The organism is Planktothrix agardhii, assembly GCF_904830935.1.
GTDB classification, from domain to species: Bacteria; Cyanobacteriota; Cyanobacteriia; order Cyanobacteriales; family Microcoleaceae; genus Planktothrix; species Planktothrix agardhii.
In genome coordinates this window covers 932,070-947,823 of the sequence record NZ_LR882952.1, presented here as the reverse complement: position 1 = coordinate 947,823, position 15,754 = coordinate 932,070, and the positions used below count along the sequence as shown (strand labels likewise).

The following is a 15,754-nucleotide window of genomic DNA, read 5'->3' as shown; positions in this document are numbered from 1 at the left end:
GTTCACCCATAAATGTAATCAGTTGTCACTAACTGCCTTAGCAGCTAGGCTAACCGTCCCGTAACCCTTTCGGCTTACTTTAGGCTAAACGAATCGCACAACCAGGACTTTCATAAATACACTTTTTGAATCTTGATGTGCCAATACTCGGTAAATTTATCAGGAAAGGGGATCAAATTTTTACCTCGTCAGCAAAACTTGTCCAGCGCACAAATTGAAATGGCCCTGCTAAAGCTCCCCAAAGTTGTTCATCGGTTTCGGGGTCGCGTCCTCGGTCGTGACTAATAAAGTGGTGTTCATCAATTTCAAATTCACTCGCTAAATAGCTGACTTTCCCTTTACGTTCCACCATACATCCTTTCCCTGGTTCCACTTCCCCTTTAAAACCATGTCCTGTCCAATGGGTAATAAAAGAACATTTTTCCATTTTTTTTAATCGTTCTTTTGTTAACCCTTGAAGTCGTTCAGGTTCCCGGGATGCACCATGAAATTCGGCTTCATTTTCAATCACATAATTCTCAATTTCAATGTGATTTTCCCCCGCCACTAATTTTAATACCCGCACTCGATAGGGTTGTTTTAAGTTAATATCATAAGCCTGTTCTAAATACAAGCTAACTCCATCTAATAATTCCGTTGGTAGGGGACGCATACAGACGCGAATATGGGCAAAAAACGGCGGGTTTTCAAAGGCTTGGGCTTGGTTGCTGAAGTCTGCTGCCATTAATTGTGCTAGTTTGATAGTATCGGTGGAATGACTCATAACTAAATTCGATTGAGATTAGATAGATAATTCAAAATCAAAGTTATCATAATATCACTATCTATATTGTGGTTGATATCGGCGGATAAATTACATCCCGCACTTCATCGGCGTGTTCTTTAATCTTTCCGCAAAAAATGGATTTCAACACGAGAGTTGACACTTAGCCTTACCTTAAGCTAGGATATAAATATCCGTAAGCTAGTAGGCTGGCATCCGATCATTGATATACCTTCTCTCTACACATCTATAGACGGTGGGGGGAGGGTATTATGGTTTTTGAGTATTTATTGACTACCCGATTCAACTTTGTTCTAAACTCAATAATAAAAGCTGAGTTCCATCATTTTGATGATTTAAAATCAATAAACTTTTTTGATTGTATATAATTCTATTAATCCTTTTTAGGTCAATTTCGCTAGAAAAATTGATTGGAGTGTTTACAAACGGTTGAAAATAGTTATAGAATAATAAATAGGTTCTATTTTAAATTCTGCGCTGTTAATTTTATGACCAACCTAAAAACACTGACTATGCAGGCAGTCAATATTATTTTAATAGCTGTTATTGTGATCTTATCTGGTTTAGAAAATACTGGAATTGCGATCGCTCAAAAACAAAAACAACCCAAACCCGAAAAACCCCTACTCGATGATTTTTCTCCTAACCCATTATTTACTAAAGAACCCGATCCTTTACTCCCTTCTCCTCCCCCCGATGGTCAAGTATTAGGTCAAAGTCAACAGCAAATATTAGAACCTGAATTAATTAAACTAAATGCGGAAGCTACAGCATTATTAGCTACTGGAAATATTCCAGGTGCGTTTGAATTATGGAATCGAGAGTTAAGAATTAGGCGTTATTTTGGATTATCTCAAGAAATTGCAGCTTTAAATCGCATCGGGTTAATTGCTTGGAATAATAGTCAAAGATTATATATAAAATTCATCACAGAACGCCTTGATCAAATTGTACAAAAACTGCAAACTGAAAAGAGTGACAATTTTGAATTATGGCAATCCTTGGGATTAACATTTAAGAATGTTAGAGCTAAAAAGCAATCTTTAACAGTCTATCAATATTTATTAGAAACGGCAAATAAAAGTCAAGATAGTTTAGCAGAAGAACAATATTCTAATGAAATTGCTCAAATTTATATGATGTGGTTAGACTATCCCAACGCCGCAGCAACTTATGAGAAACTATTGGAATTACAACAGGAAATCCGCGCCATTAAAGGGGATATTCTACCGCCTCAACCCCAACCCGCTACCCCCGAAAATCCCAACCCGACACCCCCGGCGAGTGAAGTGCGATCGCTACAACAATTAAGTTTTATTTATGAACAAATAGGAGAATATTTAAAGGCTATTTCTGTTAAAGAAAGACTAGCTGGATATTATGCAGGTCAGCAAAATTTATTACCAATTCCAGAAATTAAATTAGGTATTGGTGGGAATTATGAAAAATTAGAACAATTTGAACAAGCGGGAGCAACCTATCAAGAAGCCTACAGTATTGCTACCTCTATTCAACAGTTTGATAACGCCAGTGAAGCATTAGGAAGACTGGGTAAACTCTATCGGTCTCAAAATCAAATTAAAACCGCTTTAGACATTTATCAAGCCCAAGTTTTGGTCAATCAACAGACTAATAATTATTATGGGATGATGAATGCTTATGATCAAATAGGAGATATTTATTTATCACAAAAAGCATATCAATCGGCGATCGCAGCCTTCCAACAAGGATTAGGATTAGCACAACAGTTAAAATATCGAGAGGATTATTTTGTTAAAAAAATTGATCTTGCTAATCGTCAAATGAATCGCTAAATTTTAATAGTATGGACAATTCATGAATTACCCATACCACAAGGATTAAATTTCAAAAAATATTATAACTTAAATAAGTAGATAGTAGAATCATAAAAAATGTATATCACAGCATAATTGAGGCTAATTAGTAATTTTTTCATTGTTTTCTACCTGCATAAAAAGTTATGCGTATTTTAGAATTCTCAGAAGATATCCATCCCTCTTGACCAATCAGTGAAGGCTCATATACTAAAGGAGTACCACTTCCAATATCTAAACTAACGGTAGTATTTCCGAATACTGTATATAAATCTATAAATGTTCCACCTTCTGATTTGCATCTGGGTTTCATTGCTATATTCCAAAAAAGGATAGGCTGATCATTACAATTTACGGTAATTGTCACGGAAGGTATACTTTGTGATATTTTTCGAGCTTTGAATTGGTAAGTATTACCGTTTAAAGCAATACTATAAAGGCTTTTTCTTTCTGATCCACCTGGAGGAATCAGAAGATATTTAGTTCCTTGTGTGCTCATCCCAAGAGGTTCTGTTGCAAACCTAGAATTCATTTGTAGTTCATACCAATCTGAACTATAATTTTTAATATGCAATTGTGTGTCACAGGTAATTTCTAAATTGCCAAAATCAATAGTTTCTGAGGAAGAACCACATCCAATTTCTAAATCTTTAAAGGTGTTTTGATCTGATCTAAAAGTTTTTTTAGCAATAGGAGATGGGGATGGTTTTTCTGTAGGGGTTTCCCTTTTAGATGCAATAATTGTTGCTTCTCCAACCTCTACATCTGCAAAAGTTTGAGATATAAACTCTTTAAATTGACTAGATCTTTCGGTTCCTACAAATGATCCCACTTGAATTTCATCTCGATTATTTTTGTCTCTAAATTTTTTAAACGCATCTCGGCAAAAGTCTGATTTAACTTTAGCTAAATCCGCTTCTGTATATTTAACAAAAATGGGATATAAACTCACTGGATAAGCGGTTGCATCATCAGGTAGCTGATCTCCACAGACATCCTTTGGAAATGTAACGCTTTGAAATGGGTTAGGAGTTTCAGGAGTAGTTGGTTCTGGTGTTGGGGAAGTTATAGTCGGGGTATTATTGGGTGTAACTGGAGGAGAGTTTTGCTCCGCTATCATCCAGGGACGTACAAGTGAAAGCACCCCATTAGCCAACCCATAAATTAAAATTAAAAAGATGGCTATACTGATAAGATAGGGCAACCAATTTCCTGATGAGCGTTGATTATTCAGATATTTAATATAATCCTGAATAAGTTTCTGAAAGTTTTGGTTATTATTGGGTGTAGGTTCAGGAAGGTTGTTATCTGGTCTAGGATTTTCTTCCATTATCTTGCTTTTTTTGATAATTAAAATACTTAAAAACTATTGATTTTGTGTTTTACAAGATTGTAGAGTGGGTGACTTTTATCAATTTTTAATTGAGATATCAATATTTTTTGCAGTCACCCACCCTACTTTCTCTGAATTAGCGAGGTGAAACATTCACTCGAAGATCATAGTTAGTCGATTCCTCACTAGAAACTTGGATGTAATAAGTACCTGCTTCTAATGCTTGGGTAATTTGTGCGTTAAAACCACCAGGGGATGTATAATCAGAATCTAAAATATCTCCATCTACACTATTAATCTGACCATTGTTGTTATAATCCTTAATAAGTTTAAGATCGACTCTTTCCCTTACACTTGTACGACCAACAATCAGTTCAACATCACTATTGCGATTAAGAGTGAAGCGATAAATATCTACTGGATCACTTTTACCAACAAAGTCTGTAAAGCTTTTACTTGAGATCAAGCTACCCAAGTCTAAAGCTGTATTTAATGTATTTCCTGGGTTGGATGGAGTTGTTGCTGGTTTTGAAGCGGCTTCTAACCTTAAATCATAGTTAGTTCCTAAATCATTAGAGACTTGAATGTAATAAGTACCTGCTTCTAATGCACGGTTAATTTCTGCACCACCAGAGTATACATCAACAGAATTTAAAACATCTCCATCTACACTATTAATCTGATTATTGTTGTTAAAATCCTTAATTAGATCAACTGTAGTCTTACTACTCACGCCCCCCAAACCCAGACTAAAATCACTGTTATTCTGGAGGTTAAAACGATAAAAATCATTGGGATTATCTTTTTCGACAAACTGACTAAAACTAAGTAGATCAGGAAGCACTCCTAAATCAAGGGCTGTAGCAATATTACTACCCGGTTCTCCTTGGGGTACTGGAGTTGGCGAACCTCCGACAAAATCAGCGCTGGTAATTACAGAAGGTTGAATACCATTTAATCGGACTAATTCTTCACCTGTGGTTGCTAAAACAATAGCTGTTTGATTACCTGATGCTTGTACCAGAATATTGCTAAAGGTAAGTCCTGCGGGTAATTGCATTAAATCTACACCATCTTGAAAATCTGTAATTATATCCGCACCGCCTCCACCAATTCCTAATATAAAAATATCGCTTCCTCCACCTCCTGTTAAAGTATCAATTCCGAAATCTCCATACAGGATATCGTTACCTAAATCACCTGATAAATTATCATTATCTTTACCACCAAATAGATTATCATTTCCATCTCCACCAGTAATAATATCTGCCCCTAAATTACCGAACAGAATATCATCTCCTACACCACCATCAATGACATCACCATCTTGTCCTCCAAATAGGTTATCATTACCACCGCCCCCAAAAATTTGATCAAAACCTTGGTTGCCATTTATTACTTCGCCATCAACTGAACCTTGTATGGTATCGTTACCACCTAAAGCTAATACTCCTTGAGGAAAACCTGCTAATTGTCCTGGTATTAACGAGATCAATTCCGAAGATTCATCACCGACTAAAACACCTAAAGCTGAATTGGGAATTAATACCATAATTTCACGTTCTCCTGATTCTAATGATGTGAGTTTGATATGTCTAAGTTATAAACTTATATAGCTGTTAATTATTGAGCATTTTTATGATTGTAGCAACAAATAAAAGTGGGATTTTGTAGGGGATTTTTTAATTTTTACCCCAGTAAATATTTATAATAAGTAAGATTTTGTAGGAAAGAGTTGCAAAAAATCGGAAAATGTGGGATAATACTTAATCATTTGTAATATTTAAGTCAAATGGATTTTGATGAAATGCTGACATGGGCAGACCAAGTGATATTTGAAAAAACCGGGAAGCATCTAAGTAGTCTGCAAGAAGCGATTTTAATGGGGGTGTTGAACAGTCAAAAATACGGAGATATTGCTAACCAATACAACTGTACAGAAACTCATGTCAGAAAAGTTGCATCGGAATTATGGCAAGTGATATCAGAGGAAGTTGGAGAAGTTGTTAATAAATCTAATTTACGCTCTACATTTGGAAGAATACAATTAAATAATAGTAGTTATTCATTCTGGAAGGATGTTAAAATCGGAAAGATTAGTTTTTGTGGAAACTCTACAAAACCCCCAAAAGCGAAACAAAACGCCCCACCAACATCAACGGAAAATCAACAATATTCTGTAATCAAACCTCAAATTGATTTAAGGGATGCACCGGAACTTACAACATTTTACGATCGCAAGTCTGAACTCAATACTCTAAAACAATTAATCCTAGAAAAACAATCTCGCATGATTGCTATTTTAGGAATAAGCGGAATGGGAAAAAGTGCGATCGCCCGTCATCTAGTTGAACAGATAAAAACAGAATTTGATTGTATTATTTGGCGGAGTCTTCGTAGCTTTTCTTGTTTAGAAACAACCTTAAAAGAGTTAATTCAATTTTTATCAAACCAAACGGAGTTAAATCTTCCTGATGATTTGGATGGTCAATTAGCAATTTTATTAGAATGTTTACGCGATCGCCGTTGTTTAATTATCTTAGATGATGTTCAGTGTCTATTTAAAGAAGGTCAACTGGTTGGTAATTATCAACCCGAATATCAAAACTATAGTAAATTCTTTAAACTGATCGGAGAATTAACCCATAATAGTTGCTTACTATTCAATAGTTGGGAACCTCCCTTAGAAGTCGTTACCTTGAGTGGAGAGAGTGGTTTAACTCAAATTTTCTCCTTAACAGGTTTAGGAGAAAAAGCAACGGAAATATTGAAAAATCAAGGATTACAGGATGAGGAAAATTACCCAGAATTAATTAATCTATTTCGGGGAAATCCGCTTTATTTGAAATTAGTTAAGCATTTGATTAAGCAATTATTTGGAGGTAAAATTAATCAATATATCAGTTATAAACCTGTCTGTTTAGGAGATGAATTAAGCCAAATTTTACAACAACAGTATCAGCGATTATCGGAATTAGAAAAAGAGGCGATCGCTTTTCTGTCTTCCCACCCTCAACCTCTACCATTATCGCAATTATTAGAACAATTTTCTGATACTCCAAATCAACTATTTAAAGTGCTGCTTTCCTTAGAAAGACGAGGATTAATTGAAAAACAAAATTTAGATAATGAGATGGTTTTTACAGTTGATTCTGTGATGCAGAACTATATTATATCTTGCTGTGATTAAAATATTAAAATTATCCCAAAATGTAGGGGCGGGTTCGCGTAAATCTTTGACATCCCACCAATAACCTCTCTAAACCCGCCCTTTCTTTCCCCAAATATGTTAATACAAAGAGGGCGGGTTTATTAAGATTTATGGTGGGATTTGTTATGTCTATTAGAACCCGCCCCTACGGTCTAATTGACAACCACAAAATCCAAGAATGCGATCGCGCCCTTGAGCAACTCGAAACCCCACCCATTCCGCCATCCCCGACCCGGTGGCAAAAAATCCGTCGCTGGTTTAGTCAAATCAAGCAATTTTTCCGCCAGTTATTCTCCTAGTTTTAACCCCATATTTGGGTTAACATCAACCCCAAAATTTAATCTATATTATGAAACAAGAACTTATTCAAGAACTCGAAACTACACCCGACTTTGTAATTGAGGAAGTTTATCACTTCTTGATTTTCCTGAAAACCAGAGTCAAAACCAGAAACACAACGGATTTAACGCCGCCCAAACTTGATAATTCTATCCTAAATATGATCGATGAAATTATATCAGAAGTTCCTCCCGAAGAATGGGAAAAACTTCCTAAAGATTTTGCGGAAAATATTGATTATTATTTGTATGGTGTGCCCAATAGAATTATTAAACAACAATAGTGACAACTTGAAGAATAGCTTAAATTTTTGTTACATAAAGAAAAAAATGAACCCCAAAATCCAACAGATTATACAAAAACTCAAAACCGAATTTGAGCAACTCTATCAAAACCGCTTAGTTACCCTAATTTTATTCGGTTCGCAAGCTAGAGGAGATGCAGATATTGGTTCAGATATTGATGTATTAGTGGTGTTGAAAGGAACTGTTCAAGTCGGGCAAGAAATTAAACGCACAGGTCAATTGATTGCCGATTTATCTTTGCAAAATAATGAAGTTATTAACTGTATATTTATGGAAGAAAATCGGTTTTTACATCGTCAAGGCCCTTTATTAAGAAATATTCGGAAAGAAGGTATTTTACTTTAGATTTTATCACACCATGACTAACGATCAACTTGAATTACTCTTAAAAGCACAACAAAGTTTAAATGCGGTAGTTGCGCTTAAGCGCAAAAATAAGGGCTAAAGCCCAACTACTAACTGATCACACTGTTGGGTGCTGGGGTGCATTAGTTAAGCGGTTGATGGGAAGTTTGACAAATTTTCGGCTACTAGCCATTTGCTTATTTCGCAAATCATCAAATATAGCCTTGAGGTCGTAGTTAAATGATTTTGCGTACTCCTCTCTATAATTATGGATTTCTTCTAAAATTGGATCTTTATACATTGTTATTCTCCCAAAGGAAATAATGTTGAGGAAGCCAGACTAAATTTAATCGAAGCTCTTGAATTATTTTTTGAAACGGCTGAACCTTCCGAAATTAAAATTCGGGTCAATCTTTGACATCACACCAATAATCTCTCTAAACCCGCCCCTACGGTCTATAAATTGACAGTAATAGGGGTTGGATCACCCCTATATATTAACAATCAAAACCTAAGTTAAGGCGAAGACAGAGACTTTTCCGGCGATACGCTGGGCGATCGCAATTAATTCTAAAGCAGCGGCGCAGTTAGGATCAGAAATGACAATGGGAACCCCCGTGTCTCCCCCTTCTCCGACAGGTATTTCCAAAGGAATAGACCCCAGTAAAGGAACACCTAACTCCTGGGCGGTTTTTGCCCCTCCCCCGGAACCAAAGATATCGTATTTTTTCTCCGGGGCATCGGGAGGAATAAAATAACTCATATTTTCCACAATTCCCAACACCGAAACCCCCAACTGTTGGAACATTTTTAACCCCTTACGGGAGTCTAGCAGGGACACTAACTGAGGTGTTGTCACAATTACGACCCCGGACATAGGAACAGCTTGGGCGAGGGTTAATTGGGCATCTCCGGTTCCTGGGGGCATATCCACCAGTAGATAGTCTAATTCACCCCAATTGACCTGATAGAGAAATTGACGAATAATCCCATTTAACATCGGGCCACGCCAAATTACAGGCTGATCTTTATCGATCAGAAACGCCATAGAAACCAACTTCACCCCATGATTAAAAGCCGGTTCTAGGAATTCACCATGGGGACTTTGCTGCACCATAACCTGAGCATCAGCCAACCCTAACATGGTCGGATCATTAGGGCCATAAATATCCGCATCAATCAACCCGACTTTAGCACCCATTTGGGCTAAGGCAACGGCCACATTCACCGCCACCGTACTTTTTCCCACGCCCCCTTTACCACTAGAAATAGCCAGAATATTTTTAACACCGACAATGCCTTGACGGTCTGGTAAAGCTTTTTGTTGAGGGGTTTCAGCCGTAACATCAATAACAACACTTTCCACCCATGGAAGCTGTTTAACCGCTTTCTGACAATCTTCGACGATAAATTCCCGCAGGGGACAGGCGGGGGTAGTGAGGACTAGGGTAAAACTAACCTCCCCTCCTTGGATTTGAATGTTACGAATCATGTTTAACTCCACCAAACTCTTTTGAAGTTCGGGGTCTTGTACAGGTCGTAATACCTCTAATACGTTATTGAGATCAAGCATATTGGATCAAAGTGTTCTCAGTTTGAGGGATGGACAAAGAGCTATTTTAGGAGAAACAGACTCTATTCCCCTCTTAATTATTAAAGGATTGGGTCATGCAAAGGGTGTTAGTATTTTGATCATCAGTCTTAAACAGACTTAAACCCACTTAAAATTCAAGTAAAAAAGGTTTACGGTATCCAGGTTTGACTGTAGGAATTCCCGTTAGCCACTTGACTCAAGGGACACAATGCAGACATGATCATAACGCTTGGTAAGATTGCAACCCATTGTTTGCGATCGCGAAAAAGGTTAAAAAAATTATGACAGCTTCTCAGGTATCGGAAACTACTACGCCCCACTTGATCCCTGCGACTGACTCTCAAACCCGTGTCAGTCAGTTTATGAAACAACTCCAGGATGAAATTTGTCAGGGCTTAGAACAGCTTGATGGCCTTGGCAAATTTAGAGAAGACGCTTGGGAGCGTCCCGAAGGAGGTGGAGGTCGATCTCGTGTCATGCAAGAAGGCGATGTCTTTGAACAAGGCGGGGTGAACTTCTCGGAGGTTTGGGGCCAACAGTTGCCTCCTTCGATTCTGGCCCAACGCCCAGAAGCCGCCGGATCTGGATTTTATGCCACGGGAACTTCCATGGTATTGCATCCTCGCAATCCCTATATTCCCACGATACATCTCAATTATCGCTATTTTGAAGCCGGGCCGGTCTGGTGGTTTGGCGGAGGTATTGATTTAACCCCCTATTATCCCTTTGCCGAAGATGCTCACTATTTCCATCAAACTTTAAAAGAAACTTGCGATCGCCACGATCCACAGTATTATTCTGTATTTAAGCCCTGGTGCGATGAATATTTCTATTTGAAACATCGCCAAGAAACCCGGGGGGTAGGCGGTATCTTTTTTGACTATCAAGATGGACAAAGCCAACTCTATAAAGGCCCTGATCCGAAAGGAGCAGCCGCCCTGTATAGTGATAAAGTGGGAATTCCTGATCCGAAAGATTGGGACTCTTTGTTCAGTTTTGCAAAAGACTGTGGAGGGGCTTTTCTTCCCGCTTATTGCCCGATTGTAGAACGCAGACGTTCTCATGACTATGGAGATCGAGAACGGCAGTTCCAATTATATCGGCGGGGTCGATATGTGGAATTCAACTTGGTTTATGATCGCGGAACGATTTTTGGCTTACAAACCAATGGTCGCACTGAGTCAATTCTCATGTCTTTACCGCCTCTGGTAAGATGGGAATATGGCTATGAACCAAAACCAGGGACTCCAGAAGCAGAACTGTATGATACTTTCTTGAAGCCTCAAGATTGGGTGAACACAGACTGCTCCCAATTCACAGGTCTAAGTTAAACTACAGATCAGATAAGCAACCAAAGCAATATCAAAAATTCCGAGGGGACGGTCAGTGATTCATATCGATCAAAAAGAACATACGACCCAGGATGGCACAAAGGTCATTGTCTTGGCACCAACAGGACGCCTAGACATCACAACAGCTTGGCAATTCCGCCTCAAGTTGCAGGAATGTATATCTAAATTGAGTCGCCATGTCGTGGTAAATCTAGGTCAAGTGAACTTTATTGATAGTTCAGGTCTGACTTCACTGGTTGCTGGAATGCGAGATGCTGACAAAGTGAAGGGAAGTTTCCGAATTTGTAATGTTCATCCCGAAGCCAAGTTGGTATTTGAGGTGACCATGATGGATTCTGTATTTGAGATTTTTGAGACAGAAGATGAAGCTCTTGATGGTGGAGTAAGGGCCAGTTGAAGTTAAAATATCCTGGTTTTCTCACTCCAAAGGTCGCCATTAGGCCGTAGGGACGTGCTTAGGTGCGTCTCTACCCGCGGCTGACCAATGGGTTTTGGAGTTTAAGTTGGATTTGAAGGCAACATTGCCACAAAACAACAGCGTTTTTGAAAATAACCGAATCTAATTCCCGACTTCGACTAATCAGCAGGAGTGGAGGGTAAATTAACAGTAGTTAAAAAGCTAACAATTCCTAACAATTACCTACTTATGCTTGCAGCCAAAGTCAGATTTTCTGTAACAATGTCGGGCTGGTGTAAAATCTAATCATGCTACTAGGATTCAAGACTCAATTGAAGGTCAACAAGCAACAACGTCTACTACTGGCGCAACACGCAGGAATAGCCAGACACGCTTGGAATCAAGGTTTAGGATTATGTGAACAGGTTCTCATACATAATAAACTTAATCCTGATGACAAAATCAAATTTCCCACAGCCATAGACTTACATAAATGGTTAGTAGCAGCAGTTAAATCTATCCATCCTTGGTATTATGATGTATCTAAATGCGCTCCTCAGTACGCATTAAGATATTTGTCAGATGCCTTTCAATCTTTTTTCAAAAAAGTTAAAGGATTTCCCAACTTCAAGAAAAAAGGTAGACATGATTCTTTTACATTAGATGGTGCAGTTCATATTGACCATGGAAAAGTGAAAGTTCCGATAATTGGATGGATAAAGACCTATGAACTTTTACCGTTTGGATATAAACCCAAATCAGTCACAATCAGTAAACAAGCTGACAAGTGGTTTATTTCTTGGAAAATAGAAGTAGAAACCAGTCAAACCCCTAAAAAACAAGAGTTTGTCGGAGTTGACTTAGGAATAAATCATTTAGCAACATTATCAACAACAGAAGTATTTGATGGAGCAAAAAGTTATAAAAAGTATGAACACAAGTTAGCAAGAATGCAATACTTGAATCGGCACAAACAAGTCGGTTCAAATAATTCCAGAAAAGCCCAAATAAAAATAGCGAGACTACACCAAAAAATAGCCAACATTAGGAAAGATACATTACATAAAATCACCACTTATATCAGCAAAAACCACGCAGTTATAGGGATAGAAGATTTGAATGTATCAGGAATGTTAGCTAACGGTAAGTTGTCTAAAGCTATAGCTGACATGGGCTTTTATGAGTTCCGTCGGCAGTTAGAATATAAAACTCAACTATATGGTAGTAAGTTAGTGATTGTGGATAGATTTTATCCCAGTAGTAAAACTTGCTCTAGTTGTGGTGAGAAAAAATTATCTCTGTCACTGTCTCAAAGAGTGTTCCAGTGTAATAACTGCGGTTTTGAGTGTGATAGAGATTTGAATGCTGCTATTAATTTAAAACAAGAAGCGGCTAGATTAGTCGTGTTAGCCTGTGGACTGGATAGTGCCGACACTTCCAGGTGGAAACAGGAAGAAAAAGCGGACAATAGTTAGCATTTGTTAGCTTTTTTGTATCGGAAAGCGTTAAAATCCGACCGCCAAAAATTAGAATAATATTCAGTCCCTTTTAATATTGGCTTGTGAACAACATCCGCACGGTTTCAGATACAAAGCGCACTTTTTACAGTCTACATACTCGCCCTATCAACTCGATCTATCGTCGTGTGGTTGAGGAGTTGATGGTGGAAATGCACCTGCTCTCGGTCAATGTTGATTTTAGCTATGACCCCATTTATGCCCTGGGTGTTGTAACGGCTTTTGATCGCTTCATGCAGGGGTATGATCCCTTATCTGATCAAGAATCGATTTATCATGCTCTGATCAAAGCTGAACAAGATGACCCCCAACGGTATCGGGGTGATGCTGAACGCTTACAGGCATTGGCCCAAAATCTATCAATTAAAGACTTAATTGCCAGTTTAAAATCTCCTAATGATGGGGGGTCAGATCAGGAGTTACAAGGGCATTTTCAACGGATTATCAGTAATTCCAAGTTCAAATACAGTCGTTTATTTGCCATTGGTTTATTTACCATTTTAGAACAGGCTGATCCCAAAAGCATTCAGGACAAGGCGACCAGGGAAGAAATCTTAGGTCAACTGGCCGAAGTCCTAAACTTACCCCAAGACAAACTGCTCAAGGATTTAGATCTCTATCGCAGCAATCTGGAAAAACTCGCCCAAGCTCGGATCATGATGGAAGAAATGACCCAAGCCGAACGCAAGAAACGGGAGAATCGTGCCAATCAAGCCGTCGGGACTTCCCAACAAGATACCTGATATCTTCCAGATTTTACAGCCCTTACAGCAAGATATAGCAACCGCCAAGGCAGTTAGGACACCAGACGGATCTTGGAACCCAGACGGTGAAGTATTTCCCCCGGTGTTCCCTTCCCCCCTAGCCCTGCGTGCACGGGGAGTTTGGGGGGCTGTTCCGGTGTTCCCTGCTATATAGACTGAATTGTGCTGAGATTTATAGCCTCTGTGAATGGGGTAAAAACAGGACTCCCCTGCTCTGTACCCAGAAGGTAAGCGGGGGAGTCTTAATCTCCGGCTTTAATTGCTGGTGCGTTCGTAGTTTTGGGCATAGGTTTGTAACAAGGCACTCACTTGGGTTAATACCGTGTCGCCAACAGCCTTACCGAAAACGGTTTGATTTTGGGCAACCCGGTTGAGGTTCCGTTCAATCGCCGCTTCAATTTGGCCAGAAATCAGGACTTGCAGTTCTTCTTTTGCCCTTGAACGTTGGAATTGCGCCCCTTCTTCGGTAGTCGCATAAAGGGGAGGAAGACGGTTTAAGGCATAGGCAGCAATATCTCCGACATCTAGGGTTTGATCACTGTTTTCTTCGATTTCTGCCACCTTAGCGATCGCTTCACTCAGGACTAATTCCTCCATGACATTAATAAATTGTTTGCGGGGTAAAACAACGACTTCACCCGTTAACAAAGCACCCATCAACCGATCCAAAGCCATATATTCTTCAATGGACAGTTCTGAAGCGGTGTTACAAATTTTTCCAACCTCCGCCTCCATCGAGGGGGTCAGATACCCGTCCCCTAACGCTTGCTCAACAATTTTTTCAATACTCATAATGCTGTTGCACTTCGCATCATTGTTTTTTTAACTGCTATGCCCCTCAATATTCCCTAAAAAAAGGCTTTTTGGGATCTTCACTACTGGAAGTCACCCCATAGATAGGGAAAACGAGAGCCACCTAAATTTTTAAATACTTAGGGAATTAGCCTAAACCAAGCCACGATCAGTTTACAGTTTTTGGCACATCTCCCGATAATACCATACTTACCGGTGGCTATTTCTCTGTGAATTTAGGGGAGTTGATCGTCTTAATCAATGGCCGCATATCGCCAGGGAACCGGATCAACAGCTTTACCCTGGACATAGAGACCCCAATGCAGATGGGGCCCCGTTGATGCCCCCGATGATCCCACCGTGCCAATCACTTGACCAGGTTGGACAAAATCCCCTTCCTTCACATCAATCCGGTTGAGGTGCATCAAAATACTAGCCACCCCTTGACCGTGATCCAAACCAATGACATTCCCATGAATTTCAAAGCCTTGAGATTCTCGTCCCACCAAGGCAACTCGTCCCGCCGCCGGGGCGACCACTGGCGATCCCATGGCTCCACCATAATCTACACCCCGATGGTAATAATCTTCGGCAAATTCTCCATTGTAGTAACGACGGACGCCATAAATGGTAGTAATTTCTCCGGCATTGGGGCGTAAAAATGGGCCTTTCCAGTATTTTTCGGGAGTCACCAAGGCCTTAAACGCATCCACCCGATCAAATTCTTGATCCGTACCTTCGAGTCCTTCTTTATCGGGGGGGAGCCAAATGGACTGAGTAGGAAAGGAGCGATCGCGTAACTGTACTGTTAAGTTTTGTACCTGTGTCCCATCATTAATTTGTAGGGGTTTAGTCCCGGGCTGATCCAAGGGTGTCGTCGGTAATAGAGCCCGCATCCGATTGGGAGCAATGGCAAACATCGGGTAGGTTTTGCCCTGCCAAGTCACCGTAGGGGCTGGGGAAGTGGGGGAATCCAAAACCACAGACAAGGTATTTCCTAACTCTGGGACGGTAGGATTCACCCGCACCAGAGCCGCCTGTCCGGGAAGGCAAAGAACTATCCCAACGGTGATTAGGGCTAAAACAAACGATTTGATCCCGCGAGGGACTCTGATTCTCATGTTCTATTTTGTCTCCAATGTTGATAGGTCATCCCCCTAAAATTTTAGGACTGATCCCAGAATCT

General features: G+C 39.5%; 16 protein-coding genes. 9 read left to right on the top strand and 7 right to left on the bottom strand.

Annotation, left to right across the window (positions count from 1 at the left end; genetic code table 11):
- Window positions 1-172 precede the first annotated feature (172 nt).
- Window positions 173-763 carry a chromophore lyase CpcT/CpeT gene (locus tag NMG88_RS04420; RefSeq protein ID WP_042152177.1) on the bottom strand — a complete coding sequence of 197 codons (591 nt, stop codon included), beginning with the start codon at window positions 761-763 and terminating at the stop codon, window positions 173-175.
- A 533-nt stretch (window positions 764-1,296) separates the two neighbouring features.
- On the opposite strand from NMG88_RS04420, the gene NMG88_RS04415 reads away from it, so the two are divergent.
- The gene (locus tag NMG88_RS04415; protein WP_042152174.1) at window positions 1,297-2,598 is read left to right on the top strand and encodes a tetratricopeptide repeat protein; all 1,302 of its coding nucleotides are present in this window, start codon (window positions 1,297-1,299) and stop codon (window positions 2,596-2,598) included.
- Window positions 2,599-2,737: 139 nt separating this feature from the next.
- Here NMG88_RS04415 and NMG88_RS04410 read toward each other — a convergent pair whose 3' ends face one another.
- Window positions 2,738-3,949 carry a hypothetical protein gene (locus NMG88_RS04410; protein WP_254035141.1) on the bottom strand — a complete coding sequence of 404 codons (1,212 nt, stop codon included), beginning with the start codon at window positions 3,947-3,949 and terminating at the stop codon, window positions 2,738-2,740.
- A gap of 139 nt (window positions 3,950-4,088) precedes the next feature.
- Window positions 4,089-5,504, bottom strand: coding sequence for a calcium-binding protein (locus NMG88_RS04405; RefSeq protein ID WP_254035140.1), 1,416 nt, complete (start codon window positions 5,502-5,504; stop codon window positions 4,089-4,091).
- Window positions 5,505-5,744: 240 nt separating this feature from the next.
- Between NMG88_RS04405 and NMG88_RS04400 the strand changes: the two genes are divergently transcribed.
- The 4 genes from NMG88_RS04400 to NMG88_RS04385 all read left to right on the top strand — a co-directional run bounded on the left by NMG88_RS04400 (window position 5,745) and on the right by NMG88_RS04385 (window position 8,152).
- On the top strand, window positions 5,745-7,142 hold the full coding sequence (locus NMG88_RS04400; RefSeq protein WP_488168646.1) for a helix-turn-helix domain-containing protein: 1,398 nt from the start codon (window positions 5,745-5,747) through the stop codon (window positions 7,140-7,142).
- 146 nt (window positions 7,143-7,288) lie between these two features.
- Window positions 7,289-7,462 carry a hypothetical protein gene (locus tag NMG88_RS04395; protein ID WP_158442153.1) on the top strand — a complete coding sequence of 58 codons (174 nt, stop codon included), beginning with the start codon at window positions 7,289-7,291 and terminating at the stop codon, window positions 7,460-7,462.
- Window positions 7,463-7,512: 50 nt separating this feature from the next.
- Complete coding sequence (locus NMG88_RS04390) at window positions 7,513-7,785, top strand: hypothetical protein (protein WP_043938623.1); 273 nt, start codon at window positions 7,513-7,515, stop codon at window positions 7,783-7,785.
- Between the two features lie 46 nt (window positions 7,786-7,831).
- On the top strand, window positions 7,832-8,152 hold the full coding sequence (locus tag NMG88_RS04385; RefSeq protein ID WP_026797812.1) for a nucleotidyltransferase domain-containing protein: 321 nt from the start codon (window positions 7,832-7,834) through the stop codon (window positions 8,150-8,152).
- A gap of 118 nt (window positions 8,153-8,270) precedes the next feature.
- On the opposite strand, the gene NMG88_RS04380 is transcribed toward NMG88_RS04385, so the two are convergent.
- Both NMG88_RS04380 and NMG88_RS04375 read right to left on the bottom strand, forming a co-directional pair.
- Entirely contained in the window at window positions 8,271-8,453 is a 183-nt protein-coding gene (locus tag NMG88_RS04380) for a hypothetical protein (RefSeq protein ID WP_026797810.1), read from the bottom strand.
- Between the two features lie 210 nt (window positions 8,454-8,663).
- Complete coding sequence (locus tag NMG88_RS04375; RefSeq protein WP_026797809.1) at window positions 8,664-9,725, bottom strand: Mrp/NBP35 family ATP-binding protein; 1,062 nt, start codon at window positions 9,723-9,725, stop codon at window positions 8,664-8,666.
- 383 nt (window positions 9,726-10,108) lie between these two features.
- Between NMG88_RS04375 and hemF the strand changes: the two genes are divergently transcribed.
- From hemF to psb29, 4 genes are all read left to right on the top strand, one after another.
- Window positions 10,109-11,077, top strand: a complete 969-nt coding sequence (gene hemF, locus NMG88_RS04370) for an oxygen-dependent coproporphyrinogen oxidase (protein ID WP_430204103.1) — start codon at window positions 10,109-10,111, stop codon at window positions 11,075-11,077.
- A gap of 55 nt (window positions 11,078-11,132) precedes the next feature.
- Complete coding sequence (locus NMG88_RS04365; RefSeq protein ID WP_026786590.1) at window positions 11,133-11,495, top strand: STAS domain-containing protein; 363 nt, start codon at window positions 11,133-11,135, stop codon at window positions 11,493-11,495.
- Between the two features lie 308 nt (window positions 11,496-11,803).
- Window positions 11,804-12,970 (top strand): RNA-guided endonuclease InsQ/TnpB family protein, encoded by a 1,167-nt coding sequence (locus NMG88_RS04360; RefSeq protein WP_027249243.1) that lies wholly within the window; start codon window positions 11,804-11,806, stop codon window positions 12,968-12,970.
- 86 nt (window positions 12,971-13,056) lie between these two features.
- A complete protein-coding gene (psb29, locus tag NMG88_RS04355; RefSeq protein WP_026794064.1) occupies window positions 13,057-13,755 on the top strand; it encodes a photosystem II biogenesis protein Psp29 in 699 nt (232 codons plus the stop codon).
- 276 nt (window positions 13,756-14,031) lie between these two features.
- Here psb29 and NMG88_RS04350 read toward each other — a convergent pair whose 3' ends face one another.
- Window positions 14,032-14,568 (bottom strand): late competence development ComFB family protein, encoded by a 537-nt coding sequence (locus NMG88_RS04350; protein WP_027249244.1) that lies wholly within the window; start codon window positions 14,566-14,568, stop codon window positions 14,032-14,034.
- Between the two features lie 254 nt (window positions 14,569-14,822).
- Entirely contained in the window at window positions 14,823-15,689 is an 867-nt protein-coding gene (locus NMG88_RS04345; RefSeq protein ID WP_027249245.1) for a M23 family metallopeptidase, read from the bottom strand.
- Between the last annotated feature and the right edge of the window lie 65 nt (window positions 15,690-15,754).

What these genes read in the sequence shown, in the direction of transcription:
- NMG88_RS04420 (WP_042152177.1), bottom strand. Translation starts at nt 763, where the DNA reads ATGAGTCATTCCACCGATACTATCAAACTAGCACAATTAATGGCAGCA.
- NMG88_RS04415 (WP_042152174.1), top strand. Translation starts at nt 1,297, where the DNA reads ATGCAGGCAGTCAATATTATTTTAATAGCTGTTATTGTGATCTTATCT.
- NMG88_RS04410 (WP_254035141.1), bottom strand. Translation starts at nt 3,949, where the DNA reads ATGGAAGAAAATCCTAGACCAGATAACAACCTTCCTGAACCTACACCC.
- NMG88_RS04405 (WP_254035140.1), bottom strand. Translation starts at nt 5,504, where the DNA reads ATGGTATTAATTCCCAATTCAGCTTTAGGTGTTTTAGTCGGTGATGAA.
- NMG88_RS04400 (WP_488168646.1), top strand. Translation starts at nt 5,745, where the DNA reads ATGGATTTTGATGAAATGCTGACATGGGCAGACCAAGTGATATTTGAA.
- NMG88_RS04395 (WP_158442153.1), top strand. Translation starts at nt 7,289, where the DNA reads ATGTCTATTAGAACCCGCCCCTACGGTCTAATTGACAACCACAAAATC.
- NMG88_RS04390 (WP_043938623.1), top strand. Translation starts at nt 7,513, where the DNA reads ATGAAACAAGAACTTATTCAAGAACTCGAAACTACACCCGACTTTGTA.
- NMG88_RS04385 (WP_026797812.1), top strand. Translation starts at nt 7,832, where the DNA reads ATGAACCCCAAAATCCAACAGATTATACAAAAACTCAAAACCGAATTT.
- NMG88_RS04380 (WP_026797810.1), bottom strand. Translation starts at nt 8,453, where the DNA reads ATGTATAAAGATCCAATTTTAGAAGAAATCCATAATTATAGAGAGGAG.
- NMG88_RS04375 (WP_026797809.1), bottom strand. Translation starts at nt 9,725, where the DNA reads ATGCTTGATCTCAATAACGTATTAGAGGTATTACGACCTGTACAAGAC.
- hemF (WP_430204103.1), top strand. Translation starts at nt 10,109, where the DNA reads ATGAAACAACTCCAGGATGAAATTTGTCAGGGCTTAGAACAGCTTGAT.
- NMG88_RS04360 (WP_027249243.1), top strand. Translation starts at nt 11,804, where the DNA reads ATGCTACTAGGATTCAAGACTCAATTGAAGGTCAACAAGCAACAACGT.
- NMG88_RS04350 (WP_027249244.1), bottom strand. Translation starts at nt 14,568, where the DNA reads ATGAGTATTGAAAAAATTGTTGAGCAAGCGTTAGGGGACGGGTATCTG.
- NMG88_RS04345 (WP_027249245.1), bottom strand. Translation starts at nt 15,689, where the DNA reads ATGAGAATCAGAGTCCCTCGCGGGATCAAATCGTTTGTTTTAGCCCTA.